The following is a 15,949-nucleotide window of genomic DNA, read 5'->3' on the forward strand; positions in this document are numbered from 1 at the left end:
AATTTTGTAAAAACGATGAAATATATGTCCTTAAGTATGGGAAATTATGAGATAGGTGGCAAATTTGTATCTAAATTCCTATCCCTAAATTTTGAGCTAGTCTGAAATCAGGCAGCTAGGTTCAAATCTATTATCTAGGTTGGCTTTCAAAGCATGGAAACATTAGAATTCATCATTTATCCAGATGGTCGAGTACAAGAAAAAGTCACCGGTATTATCGGTGCATCTTGTGCTGAGGTGACAGCAGCCATAGAAGCCCAGCTAGGACGAGTGTTGAGTAATGAACCAACCTCAGAGTTTTTCGCCACTAACCCGCAGCAAAATAGTGTGGCGAATACACAAACCGCCCACAGCGAATGGTAAGTTTTCCAACTAGTTAATGTTCATTGATTACAAACCACTATGTCACACTTTAGCCAAATTAAAACACAAATCCGTAATCTAGAATCCTTGAAAGATGCCCTTTCCGATTTGGGAATAGACTGGAAACCTGGACCTTGTGAGGTGCGTGGTTATCGTGGTCAAACTCATGCAGCCGAAGTAACTATTGAACAGCAAAACGGCTATGACATCGGTTTCAGATGGAATGGTCAAGAATACGAATTAGTTGCAGATTTACAATATTGGCAACAAAATCTATCTGTGGACGGGTTTGTCCGTCAAGTAACTCAACGTTATGCTTATCAAACAATAGTCAAAGAAACCACTAAAGTTGGCTTCCAAGTGGCAGAACAACAGCAACAGGAAGATGGTTCTATTCGTCTAGTAGTACAACGCTGGAGTGCGTAATGTCTAATTTGCAGCCGTCGCCACAAGCAGAGGAATATAATCGTTCCGGCTTAGAACCAGAATTAGGGAGTTTTCTCCGAGATGTCCCTGAACGTTCTGGTTTAGAACCGGAATTAGGTGGATTGGTGCGGCAAAAAGGCGTTTATGTGGATGAAATTACCTGTATCGGTTGTAAGCATTGCGCCCATGTTGCCCGAAATACTTTTTTTATTGAAGAAGATTATGGGCGATCGCGCGTCATCCGTCAAGATGGAGACATAGAAGAGGTAGTTCAAGAAGCCATAGATACCTGTCCTGTTGATTGTATTCACTGGGTTGATTACACAGAACTTAAAAATTTAGAAGAAGACAGAAAATATCAGGTAATTCCTGTAGTTGGTTATCCAGTAGAACATGGTGTAGCCATTACAGAAAAACGCCGGAAAAAACAAAAGTTAAAAAAATCCAATCCTTAAATAACTTGACAATTTGTATTGATTATGCAGTTAAGCGCTGGTTTTACCAGTGCTTTTATTTTATATCCCACATTCCGCACCCCACATCAAATTCAAATCTTTTATTTAGGGTTTGCTGAATGAGTTATCTGTGAGGGCTAACGCCACGCTGCGCTATCAGGAGGTAGGGGCGCAGGGCCTGCGCCCATTCAGGAGTATGGCTAACGCTACGCTATCAGCAAACCCTATTTAATTAACTTTGCTCTTTATTTTAGTTAACCTTGTTAAATCTTAATTAATCATATTATAGTCAAATTAAAAATGTTCTTTAATGTTGAAACGTGAACAGGTAAAGACCGTTAAGTTTTCATTCAAGGAGCTTGTGAGGAAGAGAAAATTTGTAGAATGAATAATAAGATTATTTCTGTAACTGTGAAAAAGGGTCTTCAGGTGTGATATGTGTGAATTGGAATAAAATCCGTGCCAATGGAGATTTGAAGGCGTTTTGAACGGTTGTGTTTTGACGTATAATAAAAGACTGTATTTGGCAAATTAAGCCGGATTCGTGACTCTCGCTGCTGACAAGTTTTGACAACAAAAATTTGTAATTGTTTTGGAAATTGTAATTTTAGGTTCGGGAATCTATGTTAACCAACTCGCAAACCCCCACTATCACAAAAGAATCATCTGATCTTCTCCCTGGAGTTAATGCTCAGGCTAGAGTCAGCCAGTTTATGCAAAATTTGCAGGATGAAATTACCCAAGGTTTAGAGAAATTAGATGGTCTGGGGAAGTTTCAAGAAGATAGTTGGCAGCGTCCAGAAGGGGGTGGTGGGCGATCGCGTGTACTGCGTGACGGAGCAATTTTTGAACAAGCAGGTGTAAATTTCTCTGAAGTTTGGGGTTCTCATTTACCTCCTTCGATTTTAGCCCAACGTCCAGAAGCTACAGGACATGGCTTTTATGCAACTGGGACTTCCTTGGTATTGCATCCACGCAATCCTTATGTACCTACAGTTCACTTAAATTACCGCTATTTTGAAGCAGGTCCAGTTTGGTGGTTTGGTGGCGGTGCAGACTTAACACCTTATTACCCCTTTGCTGAAGATGCACAACATTTTCATAACACTTTTAAACAAGCTTGTGATCAACACCATCCTGAATATTATCCTGTGTTTAAGCGCTGGTGTGATGAATATTTTTATCTGAAACATCGAGATGAAACACGGGGAATTGGTGGGTTATTTTTGGATTACCAAGATGGTCAAGGTTCTATCTATCGCGGTCCAGATCCCAATGGGGAAGCAGCGATTTATAGCAATCAGGTAGGTGAATTACCCTCGCGGAGTTGGGAAGATATATTTGCTTTAGTTCAAGACTGTGCTGGGGCATTTTTACCTGCTTATGTGCCAATTGTGGAACGCCGGCACGGGATGGAATATGGCGATCGCCAACGCAATTTTCAATTATACCGTCGTGGTAGATATGTAGAATTTAACTTGGTTTATGACCGGGGAACAATTTTTGGACTCCAAACCAACGGTCGCACAGAATCAATTCTCATGTCTCTACCACCTTTAGTTCGTTGGGAATATGGCTACAAACCAGAACCTAATACTCCTGAAGCCCAGTTGTATGAGACTTTCCTAAAACCTCAAGATTGGATAAACTGGAAACCAAGTCAGGAATGAGCAATGGGTAATGGGTAATGGGTAATGGGTAATGGGTAATGGGTAATGGGTAATGGGTAATGGGTAATGGGTAATGGTAAGGAAGTAAAAAACAGAATATGTTTGTCAATCCCCAATCCCCAGTCCCCAGTTCCCAATTTCCAGTTATTTTTGTTAAATACCATGACAGTAAGTTACACTAACAACTAGATGTCATCTTCTGGACATGAGTTGATACTTCCTCTCATTGCGAGTGTTTGGATTAGCAAATATTAGTAAAAAAGTATCGGTTCAGTGATTAATATAGATCAAAAAACCTGTACGACTGAAGACGGTCATACCATAATGGTATTGACACCTGCTGGTCGTTTAGATATTACTACTGCTTGGCAATTTCGTCTCAAGCTACAGGAATGTATTTCTAAACACAGTCCTCATGTTGTTGTCAATCTAGGACAAGTAAATTTTATTGATAGTTCCGGGTTGACCTCTTTATTAGCCGGGATGCGTGAAGCTGATAAAATTAGTGGCAGTTTTCGGATTTGTAATCTTCATTCGGAAGCTAAACTTGTGTTTGAAGTTACAATGATGGATACAGTATTTGAAATTTTTGATACCGAAGAACAGGTTTTAAAGACTTCACCCCGGATTTTGGCGAGTCAATAGGATTTATCGGAAAATCCAAAATCTAAAATCTAAAATTGAATGACTTTCACGAATTAGGTCTGATTAGTTCATACTAGAGAAGAGGAATACGTCTTTACTAAAATTTTCTTTGTGAATAACGTCCGTACAGTATCTGATACAAAAAGAACCTTTTACACCCTTCATACCAGGCCAATTAACACTATTTACCGCCGGGTAGTGGAAGAGTTGATGGTAGAAATGCACCTGCTATCAGTCAATGTTGATTTTAGCTACAATGCCATTTATGCCTTGGGCGTTGTCACCACTTTTGACAGCTTCATGGACGGCTACCAACCAGAACAGGATAAAGAATCAATTTTCCGAGCAATTTGTCAAGCTGTGGAACAAGATCCCCAGCGTTACCGACAAGATGCCTCCAGATTGCAAGCTTTAGCTGTCAGTTTACCAGTTAAGGATTTGATTGCTGGTTTGAGTCGGGCAAATTCCCTAGATCAAGATGGGGACTTGCAGCAGCAATTAGAAGCAGTGGCTACCAATTCCAACTTTAAATACAGTCGCTTATTTGGTGTTGGTTTATTTGCATTATTGGTACAGTCAGATCATGAACTGATGAAAGATGATAAACAAAAGAGTGAAGCACTCAAAGCGATCGCTAACGGGTTAAATATCTCTGAAGATAAACTCATCAAAGATTTAGAACTATACAGTTCTAACCTGGAAAAAATGGCGCAAGCACTCATAGTCATGGCAGATATTTTGACAGCAGATCGCAAAAAGCGGGATGCTTTAAAGTCAGCCTAACTATCAGCACCATCCCGTACCAATAAATAAATTGGGAACGGGATAAGTAATGGGACAGAATTAATTACACAATTGATTTTTCTGTTCCCTGTTCCCTGTTCCCTGTTCCCTGTTCCCTGTTCCCTGTTCCCTGTTCCCTGTTCCCTGTTCCCTCTCTCAACGAGTGAATTTAATTTTGTCCGACTACTTATCCGTATCAAGAAATCCCCCAGATAGCAAAAAGCCCGCCTAACATCAAAGTTTTTAGCGGGCTAAATAATTATTGAAAATTGAAAATGGAGCTTATGGGAGTCGAACCCATGTCCAAATTGGGTATTAACCCTCCACTCGTTCACAGGTTTAGCCTTTCTGACCCTCAAGGCGGGAATCGTTCATTATCCCGAACGTAGGATGCTCTGATTTAATCTTAGCCTTCAAGCCAACCAGAGAACGCTTGTTGGAGCATCCGTTGGGGGTTAGGTCTTTAATCCTTAACGGAGTCAAATTAAAGACGCTCGAACCTAAAAGAGGTTTCTTAGGCAGCTACTAGAGCTTCCCGACGAGCAAATTTTACGATATTGTTCGCATTTACTTTTTTTTTGAGTCTTTGATTTCCGAGAGATGACTCGCTCTCGACCTGAATCACAGAGTAGCTTTCGCCAACCTGTCGAAACCGTTAAAGCCCCATGCACTTCACACTTTTATTATAGTAGGTAATTTTGTAATTTGACAAATAAAAAGTATAGTTAAGATTTGCTGATAAGTAGTGAGACAGAATTAATTATACAATGTTATTGCGTAATCATTGCCTGGCGTTAGCCATATGGAACGAAGTGAAATGAAGCAATTGCCAGGGTTGTGATTGCTTCCCTGCGATCGCAATGACTGTCAATATTCTTGTCCAATTACTTAGCGTAGCTTGACACTCTCCGGTCTAAAGACGCGGAGATTCTATAGAGAGTTTCAGTCTATATCCCTCAGTTATCCCAGTTTCAGGCACTGCCTTAAATATTTGGGTTCTTGCCCTGATTTCGTTGGCCCTGGCGGGCGAAATCATATCTGACAAGCGTAACTTTCCGAGAGTCCCTCGGTAGCTTTTTATGTCTTTAGTGACAATATAGTTGTATCACGAATATGGATTAAAATCAATGCAGGATTTATCCTGCCTCTAGTACAAAACGGCGTAAATAAACCAACCATTCTAAATCCTCCAAAAGCCTATACTGTCTTCATTTTGACTTTTGACTTTTGACTTTTGACTTCCGCCTTGCGGTACTAGCCTTCATCCCTTGTCTAAAGCCCAAATGTGGCTTCCTGAGTCACCCACATTTTCAAGGGTTTTCGGCGTTCTTCCTTATAAAAAAAAAGAAGTCGGGAATCTCAGATAGAATATTCATCTGTCCCCTTGGTGCATAACTTCCATGACCATATTTGGTGAAAATCCCTTTTCTCCGCAAGAAATAGCCTCAGAAGGCATAAAACCAGAAGAATATACAGAAATCATCCGTCGCTTAGGTCGTCATCCCAACAAAGCCGAACTCGGTATGTTTGGGGTAATGTGGTCAGAACACTGCTGTTATAAAAATTCTCGCCCTTTACTCAAACAGTTTCCCACCACCGGACCACGCATCCTCGTTGGACCAGGTGAAAATGCCGGAGTTGTGGATATTGGCGACGGACTACAATTAGCGTTTAAAATAGAATCCCATAACCACCCTTCCGCCGTTGAACCCTTCCAAGGTGCAGCCACCGGAGTTGGTGGGATATTAAGAGATATCTTTACAATGGGGGCGCGTCCCATAGCCTTATTAAATTCTTTGCGGTTTGGGGATTTGAATGATCCCAAAACCCAAAGATTATTTACGGGTGTAGTTGCGGGAATCTCCCATTATGGTAACTGTTTGGTCAGTGGCGAAACATTTATCTGGAAAGATCAAGAAGGTGTGCATTTTGATACGATTGGTAATTTTGTAGAATCGCGCTTACCTGCTAATGTCCACACTTTAGAGATAGACGATGCTAATGCAGTTACAACCCTGTCCTTAGACCCAGATCAGCATACTGTAAGTTGGCAGCGTGTCCGCCGTATTTTCAAACGTTGTACCCAAAATCTCATGACTATCCGCACCGCTTTGGGGCGTAAGCTGATAGTTACCCCAGACCATCCCATGGTAATTTGTGCAGAAGGTCAATGGGATGTATCCCCAGCACAATCTTTAAAAGTGGGTGATCAAATTCCCATTATCACCGCTTTACCGGAATTAGAACCAGGAGAAAACCAAAACGCACCCCTAGACTTAATTGCTGGTTTAAACCCAGAAGATGCTAGTGGTAAAGATGTTTATGTACAACTACCGGAAAATTGGCAAGTCACGGAAGTTGTGCGGACTGCATTGCGGTTAATTGAACCTTCAGCTACTAATCGTCATCACTATTTAAGCACTGGTAGACTCCCACTTTCTCACTTTTTAGCCCTAGAACTGCTGCTTAACGTTTCCCGCAGTGATATTAGTCTATTCCGACGTGGCAAAGCTAACTATATGCCAGCAGTTATTCAGCCAAATGAATTATTTGCCCGATTAATTGGCTATTTCTTGTCTGAAGGTTGCGTTTCCCAAAATGGCAACACATACAAAATTATTTTCACCTTTGCCCACCATGAAACAGAGTATGTTGAAGATGTAATTGCTGGATTGAAGCAATTAGGATTACGCCCCTGTGTGGAAAAACGCGCTTCTACTATCGCCGTTTATGCAACTTCGTGGTTATTAGGGCATTTCCTCAAAAATGTATGGCAATGTGGAACTCAAGCCAGTAATAAGGCTTTTCCCGCTTGTATTTTTCAATGGTCACAAAATTTGCAGCGTGAAGCCCTGAAAGGCTTACTGCGTGGTGACGGTTCAATGACTACAAAAACTAATGGTAATCATGCCAAAATCAGTTTTGGGACAACCAGCCATCAATTGTTTGAACAAACAGTTATCCTGCTGCAAAGTCAAGGAGTCATGCCCTATATTTATCAAAGACCAGCGGGGGAAGGAGAAATAGAGGGACGTAAGCACATTCACAAACCATTATGGCAATTGGAAGTTAGTAATTTTGCGGGATTAAAAGAATTAGCAACTGTCTTTAGTCAACAGCGCAATGCAGAATTAGCAGTTGCCCTGAATCGTTACAATGGCAGTAAATATTCATTTCCCCGCTTTACTCAGTCTGCGGCAGATGTGGCTGTTGTCAAAATTAAAAGTATCGAATGTCAAGCCGTTGATGAATGTGATGTTTACGATGTGGAAGTAGATCACACCCATCTTTTTGTAACTTCATCTGGGATTGTTACTCATAACTGCGTCGGGGTTCCCACCGTTGGTGGTGAAGTCTATTTTGACCCCGCCTACTCGGTCAATCCCCTGGTCAACGTCATGGCACTGGGATTGATGGAAACGTCGGAAATTGTCAAATCAGGGGCTTCTGGCTTCGGAAATCCTGTGCTGTATGTAGGTTCAACCACCGGACGGGATGGCATGGGCGGCGCGAGTTTTGCCAGTGCGGAATTAACTGATGAATCAATGGATAACCGTCCCGCTGTGCAAGTGGGAGATCCATTTGTCGAAAAGTCCTTAATTGAAGCTTGTTTAGAGGCATTTAAAACTGGGGCTGTAGTGGCAGCACAGGATATGGGGGCTGCGGGTATTACCTGTTCAACTTCGGAAATGGCGGCTAAAGGTGGTGTGGGGATTGATTTCGATTTAGATAAAATTCCGGTGCGGGAATCGGGAATGATTCCTTATGAATACCTGCTTTCGGAATCTCAAGAACGAATGTTGTTTGTTGCCGAAAAAGGACGAGAACAGGAATTAATTGATATTTTCCACCGTTGGGGACTGCAAGCGGTGGTTGCGGGGACAGTAATAGAAGAACCCATTGTCAGAATTTGGTTTGAGGGGAAAATTGCGGCGGAAATTCCGGCTGATGCTTTGGCGGAAAATACGCCTTTGTATGAAAGAGAATTATTGACAGAACCCCCAGAATATGCTCGAAAAGCATGGCAATGGACAAGTGATGATTTACCTGTTTGCAATGCTGCGGGAATTGAAATTGCGGGAAGTCTGGAAACTTGGAATCAGATTTTATTGACTTTGCTAGATACCCCCTCTATTGCTTCTAAAAGCTGGGTTTATCGCCAATATGACCATCAAGTTCAGAATAATACCGTATTGTTACCCGGTGGCGCTGATGCGGCTGTGATTCGTATCCGTCCCTTAGAAACACCCCAAAATCCAAAATCCAAAATCCAAAATCTAAAATCCGGTGTTGCGGCTACGGTAGATTGTAATTCTCGTTATGTCTATCTTGATCCTTATGAAGGGGCTAAGGCAGTAGTGGCGGAAGCTGCCCGGAATCTTAGCTGTGTGGGTGCTGAACCCATTGCTGTGACGGATAACCTCAATTTTGGTAGTCCAGAAAAACCCATTGGTTATTGGCAATTAGCATCCGCTTGTCGGGGTTTGAGTGAAGGTTGTCGGGAGTTGGGAACGCCGGTAACTGGGGGGAATGTTTCTCTCTACAATGAAACTTTCGATGCGGAAGGTAATCCCCAACCAATTTACCCGACTCCGGTTGTGGGTATGGTGGGTTTGATTCCTGATTTAACGAAAATTTGCGGACAAGGTTGGCAAAATGCAGGTGATATAATTTATCTTCTGGGTTTACCCATTCAATCCAAAATCCAAAATCCAAAATCTAAAATGGAATTGGGTGCTTCTGAATATTTGGCAACTATTCATCATACGATCGCTGGTAAGCCCCCTAGAATTGATTTTGATTTAGAACGACTGGTGCAAAAGGCTTGTCGTGATGGTATTCGCGCTGGTTGGGTAAATTCTGCCCATGATTCGGCTGAAGGTGGTTTAGCTGTAGCTATAGCGGAATCTTGTCTTTCTGGGAATTTGGGGGCGGAAATTAATTTCCCAATTAGTGCAAATCACGATTCCCGTTTTGATGAAGTTCTTTTTGGTGAAGGTGGGGCGAGAATTTTAGTTTCTGTCAGTGGAGAAAACCAAGAAAAATGGGAATCCTATTTACACCGAACTCTTCCAGAGAATTGGCAAAAACTGGGAACAGTAACTAATTCCGGTAATTTAGAGATTTTAACCGCAGATAACCATAAGTTACTCCAGGTTAGTCTCGAAGATATGAGCGATCGCTATTCTTTGTCAATTTCCAAACGTCTCGCCATCTACACCAATACCTAAGCAACAGCAAAAATCAAGGTTTAAACATGAAAATTTACAATTCATCCTCTATCCTTGACCAATTTACGGTACTGTTTTAGTGGATGGTTAAAGATTTGTTAAGAAGTTTTTAACTCTCCCTCAAGCAAGGTGACAGATAGGATTTCTTTACTTTTGACTTTTGACTTTTGATTTTTGATTTTTGAACAACATCCCCACCAGGAGCAATACCAGCATGATTCCCATGAATTCGGATGAGTACCCCCAAATTGCTAACAACCCAATCAATAGTCATGAAGAGCGCCCTGACAAGCCAGAAGAAGCTTGTGGTGTGTTTGGCATTTATGCCCCAGAACAAGACGTTGCTAAATTGACCTACTTTGGATTGTATGCTCTTCAGCATCGGGGTCAAGAATCTGCTGGGATTGCTACCTTTGAGGGTACGCGTGTCCACCAGCACAAAGATATGGGTTTGGTGTCTCAAGTCTTTAATGAAACCATCTTAGATCAATTACCCGGAAATCTGGCAGTTGGTCATAATCGCTATTCCACTACCGGTTCTAGTCGCAAAGTTAACGCCCAACCTGCTGTAGTAGAAACTCGGTTGGGTTTATTAGCACTTGCACATAATGGTAATTTAGTCAATACCGTAAAATTGAGAGAAGAGTTACTCAAAGATAAGTTTAACTTAATAACGACAACCGACTCAGAAATGATTGCTTATGCGATCGCTCAAGAAGTCAACGCTGGTGCAGATTGGGTAACAGGAGCTACCAGTGCCTTTCATCGGTGCGAGGGAGCATTTAGCCTGACTGTTGCTACACCCGTAGGTGTGATGGGAGTCCGTGATCCTAACGGGATTCGTCCCTTGGTAATTGGCACATTAGATAGTGATCCTGTCCGCTACGTTCTCGCTTCCGAAACTTGCGGTTTAGATATTATCGGTGCAGAATATCTGCGTGATGTCCAACCAGGGGAATTAGTTTGGATCACGGAAACAGGCTTAGAATCATTTCAATGGCATCAACAATCAGAACGCAAACTTTGTATCTTTGAAATGATCTACTTTGCCCGTCCTGATAGCCTCATGCACAACGAAACCCTATACAGTTATCGAATGCGGTTAGGACGGAAAATGGCGGCAGAAGCCCCCGTAGAAGCTGATTTGGTCTTCGGTGTCCCTGATTCTGGTATCCCTGCCGCCATTGGCTTTTCCCAAGCCTCTGGTATAGCTTACGGTGAAGGATTGATTAAAAATCGCTACGTTGGTCGCACCTTTATTCAACCTACCCAAGCCATGCGAGAATCAGGGATTAAAATGAAACTTAATCCCCTTAAAGATGTCTTATTCGGTAAGCGAGTTGTAATTATTGATGATTCCATTGTCCGGGGAACTACTAGCCGCAAACTCGTTCAAGCCTTGCGTGATGCTGGTGTAGCCGAAGTCCACATGAGAATTTCTTCTCCTCCTGTAACTCATCCTTGTTTCTATGGTATTGATACTGATACCCAAGATCAATTAATTGCTGCTACGAAGTCAGTCGAAGAAATAGCCAAGCAATTACAAGTTGACAGTTTAGCTTATTTGAGTTGGGAAGGAATGCTAGAAACAACCAGAGAAGATACTAATAGTTTTTGTTCGGCTTGTTTTACTGGTGATTATCCTGTGGCTATTCCTGAAAAAATGAAGCGTTCTAAATTGATTTTGGAAAAAGCCCTAGTTTAGAAAATTGGGAATATCCAAGAAGTAATTAAATTGGTAATTGATAATTTATAATTATCAATTACCAATTATTTGGTATTTCATCATATTACAATCAGGATTAAAGGATGTACAGGATGGTAATTTTTAGATGGTTTGTTGGTGATGAAAGTTGTATTTGTCTGAATCAGGATAACCAGGATTAAAGGATGTACAGGATGGTAATTTTTAGATGGTTTGTTGCCAGAAGTGTTGAATGTTAGGAAAAGATTAAAAAAAAGTACCATAATTTGATACAATCTAAAAAAATCTAGATAAAGAATTATCAAATTATGCGCTTAAAGAATTTCCCAGAAGTGGTCAAAACAATATTGAAACCATTGCCCAAAAAAGATTATCCAGTTCTGGACACATTTTCATTTGTATCAGTGTGGTTACAGTATGTCATGGATAAAAGTATAGTGAGTATGAGAGATTTATTTCAAAGACTAAATAATCAAGGGATAGATTTAAAAATATCAAATTTTTCCAAGGCAAGTAAAAAGAGAGATACTCAAGTATTTTTGGAGATAATAACTGAATTAAACAATCAACTGAGAAAGAAAAAAGGAAAGGAAGAAACCCAAGCATTATTTCCTATAGATTCAACAATTATTACATTAACAAGTAAATTATTATGGAGTCAAGGATATCATCAAGTAAAACTATTTTGTGGGTTAGATAGTTTGACATCAGAAGTTGGTGGAATGGTGATTCATTTTGGGCAAGGACATGACCATAAATATGGACAAGAAACAGTAGAAGCAATTCCGTCAAAAGGAGTAGGGATAATGGATAGAGGATTTGCATCCTCCGAAAGAATATCTGAATTAAAACAACAAAAAAATAAAGCTTTTGTCTTAAGAATTAAAAATAATGTCACTTTAGAAATGCTAGAAAATGGTAATTGTAAAGTTGGCAAAGATGAAAGAGAAGTGGAAATTAGAGTAGTAGCATTTTGTGATATAGAAACTAAGAGTGAATTTCGTTTAGCAACAAACTTATTAAATGAAGGAGAAGAGCAAGTTAGTAATCAAGAGATTATGGAAATTTACATACAAAGATGGCAAATTGAATTGTTATGGAAATTCTTAAAAATGCACCTCAAGTTAGACAGACTTATGACAAAGAATGAGAATGGAATTAGAATTCAGATAATGTGCTGTTTAATCGCTTATTTGATATTGCAACTAATAGAAATACCGCAAGAATTTGGCAAAACTTTATTAGATAAACTCCGTTATCTTCAGTCCTATATGTGTCAGGAAATAAGTTATGTTCATTGGTTTAGAAAACTTATTTGGATAAGATGAAAAATAGCACTTATAGGCTAAGTTTATTTCAATATGTAAAGTTTTATTACGCTATTCAACATTTCTGGTTTGTTGCAGAAGTGTTGAATGTTAGGAAAAGATTAAAAAAAGTACCATAATTTGATACAATCTAAAAAAATCTAGATAAAGAATTATCAAATTATGCGCTTAAAGAATTTCCCAGAAGTGGTCAAAACAATATTGAAACCATTGCCCAAAAAGATTATCCAGTTCTGGACACATTTTCATTTGTATCAGTGTGGTTACAGTATGTCATGGATAAAAGTATAGTGAGTATGAGAGATTTATTTCAAAGACTAAATAATCAAGGGATAGATTTAAAAATATCAAATTTTTCCAAGGCAAGTAAAAAGAGAGATACTCAAGTATTTTTGGAGATAATAACTGAATTAAACAATCAACTGAGAAAGAAAAAAGGAAAGGAAGAAACCCAAGCATTATTTCCTATAGATTCAACAATTATTACATTAACAAGTAAATTATTATGGAGTCAAGGATATCATCAAGTAAAACTATTTTGTGGGTTAGATAGTTTGACATCAGAAGTTGGTGGAATGGTGATTCATTTTGGGCAAGGACATGACCATAAATATGGACAAGAAACAGTAGAAGCAATTCCGTCAAAAGGAGTAGGGATAATGGATAGAGGATTTGCATCCTCCGAAAGAATATCTGAATTAAAACAACAAAAAAATAAAGCTTTTGTCTTAAGAATTAAAAATAATGTCACTTTAGAAATGCTAGAAAATGGTAATTGTAAAGTTGGCAAAGATGAAAGAGAAGTGGAAATTAGAGTAGTAGCATTTTGTGATATAGAAACTAAGAGTGAATTTCGTTTAGCAACAAACTTATTAAATGAAGGAGAAGAGCAAGTTAGTAATCAAGAGATTATGGAAATTTACATACAAAGATGGCAAATTGAATTGTTATGGAAATTCTTAAAAATGCACCTCAAGTTAGACAGACTTATGACAAAGAATGAGAATGGAATTAGAATTCAGATAATGTGCTGTTTAATCGCTTATTTGATATTGCAACTAATAGAAATACCGCAAAAATTTGGCAAAACTTTATTAGATAAACTCCGTTATCTTCAGTCCTATATGTGTCAGGAAATAAGTTATGTTCATTGGTTTAGAAAACTTATTTGGATAAGATGAAAAATAGCACTTATAGGCTAAGTTTATTTCAATATGTAAAGTTTTATTACGCTATTCAACATTTCTGGGTTTGTTGGTGATGAAAGTTGTATTTGTCTGAATCAGGATAACCAGGATTAAAGGATGTACAGGATGGTAATTTTTAGATGGTTTGTTGGTGATGAAAGTTGTATTTGTCTGAATCAGGATAACCAGGATTAAAGGATGTACAGGATGGTAATTTTTACATGGTTTGTTGGTGATGAAAGTTGTATTTGTCTGAATCAGGATAACCAGGATTAAAGGATGTACAGGATGGTAATTTTTAGATGGTTTGTTGGTGATGAAAGTTGTATTTGTCTGAATCAGGATAACCAGGATTAAAGGATGTACAGGATGGTAATTTTTAGATGGTTTGTTGGTGATGAAAGTTGTATTTGTCTGAATCAGGATAACTACTTAACGGGTGACAAGGCGGTTGAAGATGAGATGTGGCAATAATTTGAGAAAATAAGGGAGTAAAAAAATAGGGACAAAGAAGCCCCCGAAGCAAAAAATGTTACCACAATCATATCAAACAATTTTCCGAAAGCATTTGAGTGAACAGCAGTATTTGACACTAGAGATATTGTTGTTATTAATACAGGCTCATCGCCAAGTAAAACTGTCAAAATTGGCCAGCTTGTTTCCCCAACCAATTAAATATGAAAGCAGGAAACGTAATCTACAAAGATTTTTAGGAATAGGTAAACTCTGCGTAAAATTATTATGGTTTCCATTGATAAAATATTGGATTAGACAATCGTTAACACCAAAACAACTGAATCGAGAACAGCGCCGTTATTTTCATAAAAAACAGTATCAAAAATATGGTTATTGGATGGTAGCACTGGATAGAACACAGTGGAAGGGGCGAAATATATTTATGGTGACATTGGTATGGGGTACTCATGCCCTACCACTATATTGGGAAACATTAAATCATGTCGGAAATAGTAATTTACAAACACAGAAAAGATTAATAAAGACAGCAATAAAGTTGTTAAAAAAATGTCGAATTGTGGTGTTAGCAGACAGAGAATTTCATAGTCCAAAACTGGCTAAATGGCTTGATGAGCAAGGAGTTTACTTCGCTTTACGCCAGAAGAAAAACCTTTATTTTCAAGAAAAACCTGAACAAGAATATCAAGTTCTTAAAAATCAAGGATTTAAGCCAGGAATGTCGAGATTTTATGAAAAAGTTAAATGTGGTAAAGGGGATGAATTAGGCTTATTTAATATCGCTGTTTATTGGAAGAGAAAATATCGGAACTCTGGACCAAAAGAACCTTGGTATATCTTGACGAATCTACCAACTCTCCAACAAACTTTATGCCTCTATAGATGTCGATGGGGAATTGAGCAATTCTTTAAGGATTGTAAAACTGGTGGTTATAATTTAGAGGATACTAAAGTAAATGAAACTCGCTTTTTAGCTTTAGTATTATTGATTGTCATTGCTTATAGTTTAGCCACTATGCACGGTCAACGGATGAAAAAATTAGGTATAGAGACTTATGCCGGACGTATTCAACAACATCAGGACAAGTACCCACGTCAAAGTGATTTTAGCTTTGCTCTCTACGGACAACTATGGATTTATGGTATGGAATTATGGGCTGATTTAGCTCTGAATTTAATCAATCTCAAGCCTCATAAACGCCTCTTTTTTCAACGGGGCTTTCAGGCTCTATCCCTTATGAAACAAGCTCTTTAGCCGCCTTGTCACCCGTTAAGGGATAACTAGGATTAAAGGATGTACAGGATGGTAACTTTTAGATAGTTTGTTGGTGATGAAAGTTGTATTTGTCTGAATCAGGATAACCAGGATTAAAGGATGTACAGGATGGTAATTTTTAGATGGTTTGTTGGTGATGAACAGCAATTCTCATTTTGAAAAAAATAAGATAAAATTCTCTTAATTTAAGTGTAAACCCTGTATTAAATTATTCTTTTTTAATAGATAATTATCATCCGACGCTGGAGATAGATAGGGTTTTAAAAATCTTTAAAAATCTAGACATGAAGAATTGATTTCAACTTACCAATCTAGCTGAAATTCTAAGCAAATTTATAGTTTTTTGAATAAATAACTTTCTCCTCCTCTTTCAATATATTGACATTTTTCAACCAGAATTTATTTT

The 15,949-nt window shown here is 38.9% G+C and carries 11 protein-coding genes, 1 other RNA gene and 1 pseudogene; 11 read left to right on the forward strand and 2 right to left on the reverse strand.

The features are described from left to right. Positions 1-153 precede the first annotated feature (153 nt). The 4 genes from AA650_RS11180 (at position 154) to hemF (ending at position 2,914) form a co-directional block, all read left to right on the forward strand. Complete coding sequence (locus AA650_RS11180; RefSeq protein WP_053539079.1) at positions 154-363, forward strand: DUF2997 domain-containing protein; 210 nt, start codon at positions 154-156, stop codon at positions 361-363. 39 nt (positions 364-402) lie between these two features. After that, positions 403-789 (forward strand): DUF1257 domain-containing protein, encoded by a 387-nt coding sequence (locus AA650_RS11185; RefSeq protein ID WP_027400746.1) that lies wholly within the window; start codon positions 403-405, stop codon positions 787-789. Further along, positions 789-1,244 (forward strand): ferredoxin, encoded by a 456-nt coding sequence (locus AA650_RS11190; RefSeq protein ID WP_053539080.1) that lies wholly within the window; start codon positions 789-791, stop codon positions 1,242-1,244. The genes AA650_RS11185 and AA650_RS11190 overlap by 1 nt, the downstream gene beginning before the upstream one ends. Before the next feature lie 623 nt (positions 1,245-1,867). Further along, on the forward strand, positions 1,868-2,914 hold the full coding sequence (hemF, locus tag AA650_RS11195) for an oxygen-dependent coproporphyrinogen oxidase (RefSeq protein WP_053539081.1): 1,047 nt from the start codon (positions 1,868-1,870) through the stop codon (positions 2,912-2,914). On the opposite strand, the gene AA650_RS27860 is transcribed toward hemF, so the two are convergent. After that, on the reverse strand, positions 2,905-3,078 hold the full coding sequence (locus tag AA650_RS27860) for an alpha/beta hydrolase (protein WP_234413373.1): 174 nt from the start codon (positions 3,076-3,078) through the stop codon (positions 2,905-2,907). The two genes, hemF and AA650_RS27860, sit on opposite strands and share 10 nt — an antisense overlap. 109 nt (positions 3,079-3,187) lie before the next feature. Here AA650_RS27860 and AA650_RS11200 point away from each other — a divergent pair, with 109 nt between their 5' ends. Continuing rightward, positions 3,188-3,559 (forward strand): STAS domain-containing protein, encoded by a 372-nt coding sequence (locus AA650_RS11200; RefSeq protein ID WP_053539082.1) that lies wholly within the window; start codon positions 3,188-3,190, stop codon positions 3,557-3,559. A 111-nt stretch (positions 3,560-3,670) separates the two neighbouring features. Continuing rightward, positions 3,671-4,342 carry a photosystem II biogenesis protein Psp29 gene (gene psb29 / locus AA650_RS11205; RefSeq protein WP_027400742.1) on the forward strand — a complete coding sequence of 224 codons (672 nt, stop codon included), beginning with the start codon at positions 3,671-3,673 and terminating at the stop codon, positions 4,340-4,342. Between the two features lie 273 nt (positions 4,343-4,615). On the opposite strand, the gene ssrA is transcribed toward psb29, so the two are convergent. Then, positions 4,616-5,007: a transfer-messenger RNA gene (ssrA, locus tag AA650_RS26400) on the reverse strand. Positions 5,008-5,742: 735 nt separating this feature from the next. Between ssrA and purL the strand changes: the two genes are divergently transcribed. The 5 genes and pseudogenes from purL to AA650_RS11230 all read left to right on the forward strand — a co-directional run bounded on the left by purL (position 5,743) and on the right by AA650_RS11230 (position 15,522). Continuing rightward, positions 5,743-9,573, forward strand: coding sequence for a phosphoribosylformylglycinamidine synthase subunit PurL (purL, locus tag AA650_RS11210; RefSeq protein ID WP_053539083.1), 3,831 nt, complete (start codon positions 5,743-5,745; stop codon positions 9,571-9,573). Positions 9,574-9,787: 214 nt separating this feature from the next. Next, entirely contained in the window at positions 9,788-11,278 is a 1,491-nt protein-coding gene (purF, locus tag AA650_RS11215; RefSeq protein WP_053539084.1) for an amidophosphoribosyltransferase, read from the forward strand. 308 nt (positions 11,279-11,586) lie between these two features. Next, positions 11,587-12,606 carry a transposase gene (locus AA650_RS11220; protein ID WP_053537527.1) on the forward strand — a complete coding sequence of 340 codons (1,020 nt, stop codon included), beginning with the start codon at positions 11,587-11,589 and terminating at the stop codon, positions 12,604-12,606. Between the two features lie 162 nt (positions 12,607-12,768). Then, positions 12,769-13,787: pseudogene (locus AA650_RS11225) on the forward strand (IS4 family transposase). Positions 13,788-14,322: 535 nt separating this feature from the next. After that, entirely contained in the window at positions 14,323-15,522 is a 1,200-nt protein-coding gene (locus tag AA650_RS11230; RefSeq protein ID WP_053537530.1) for an IS4 family transposase, read from the forward strand. The last annotated feature ends 427 nt before the right edge of the window (positions 15,523-15,949 follow it).

The sequence above is a fragment of the Anabaena sp. WA102 genome (genome assembly GCF_001277295.1).
GTDB classification, from domain to species: domain Bacteria; phylum Cyanobacteriota; class Cyanobacteriia; order Cyanobacteriales; family Nostocaceae; genus Dolichospermum; species Dolichospermum heterosporum.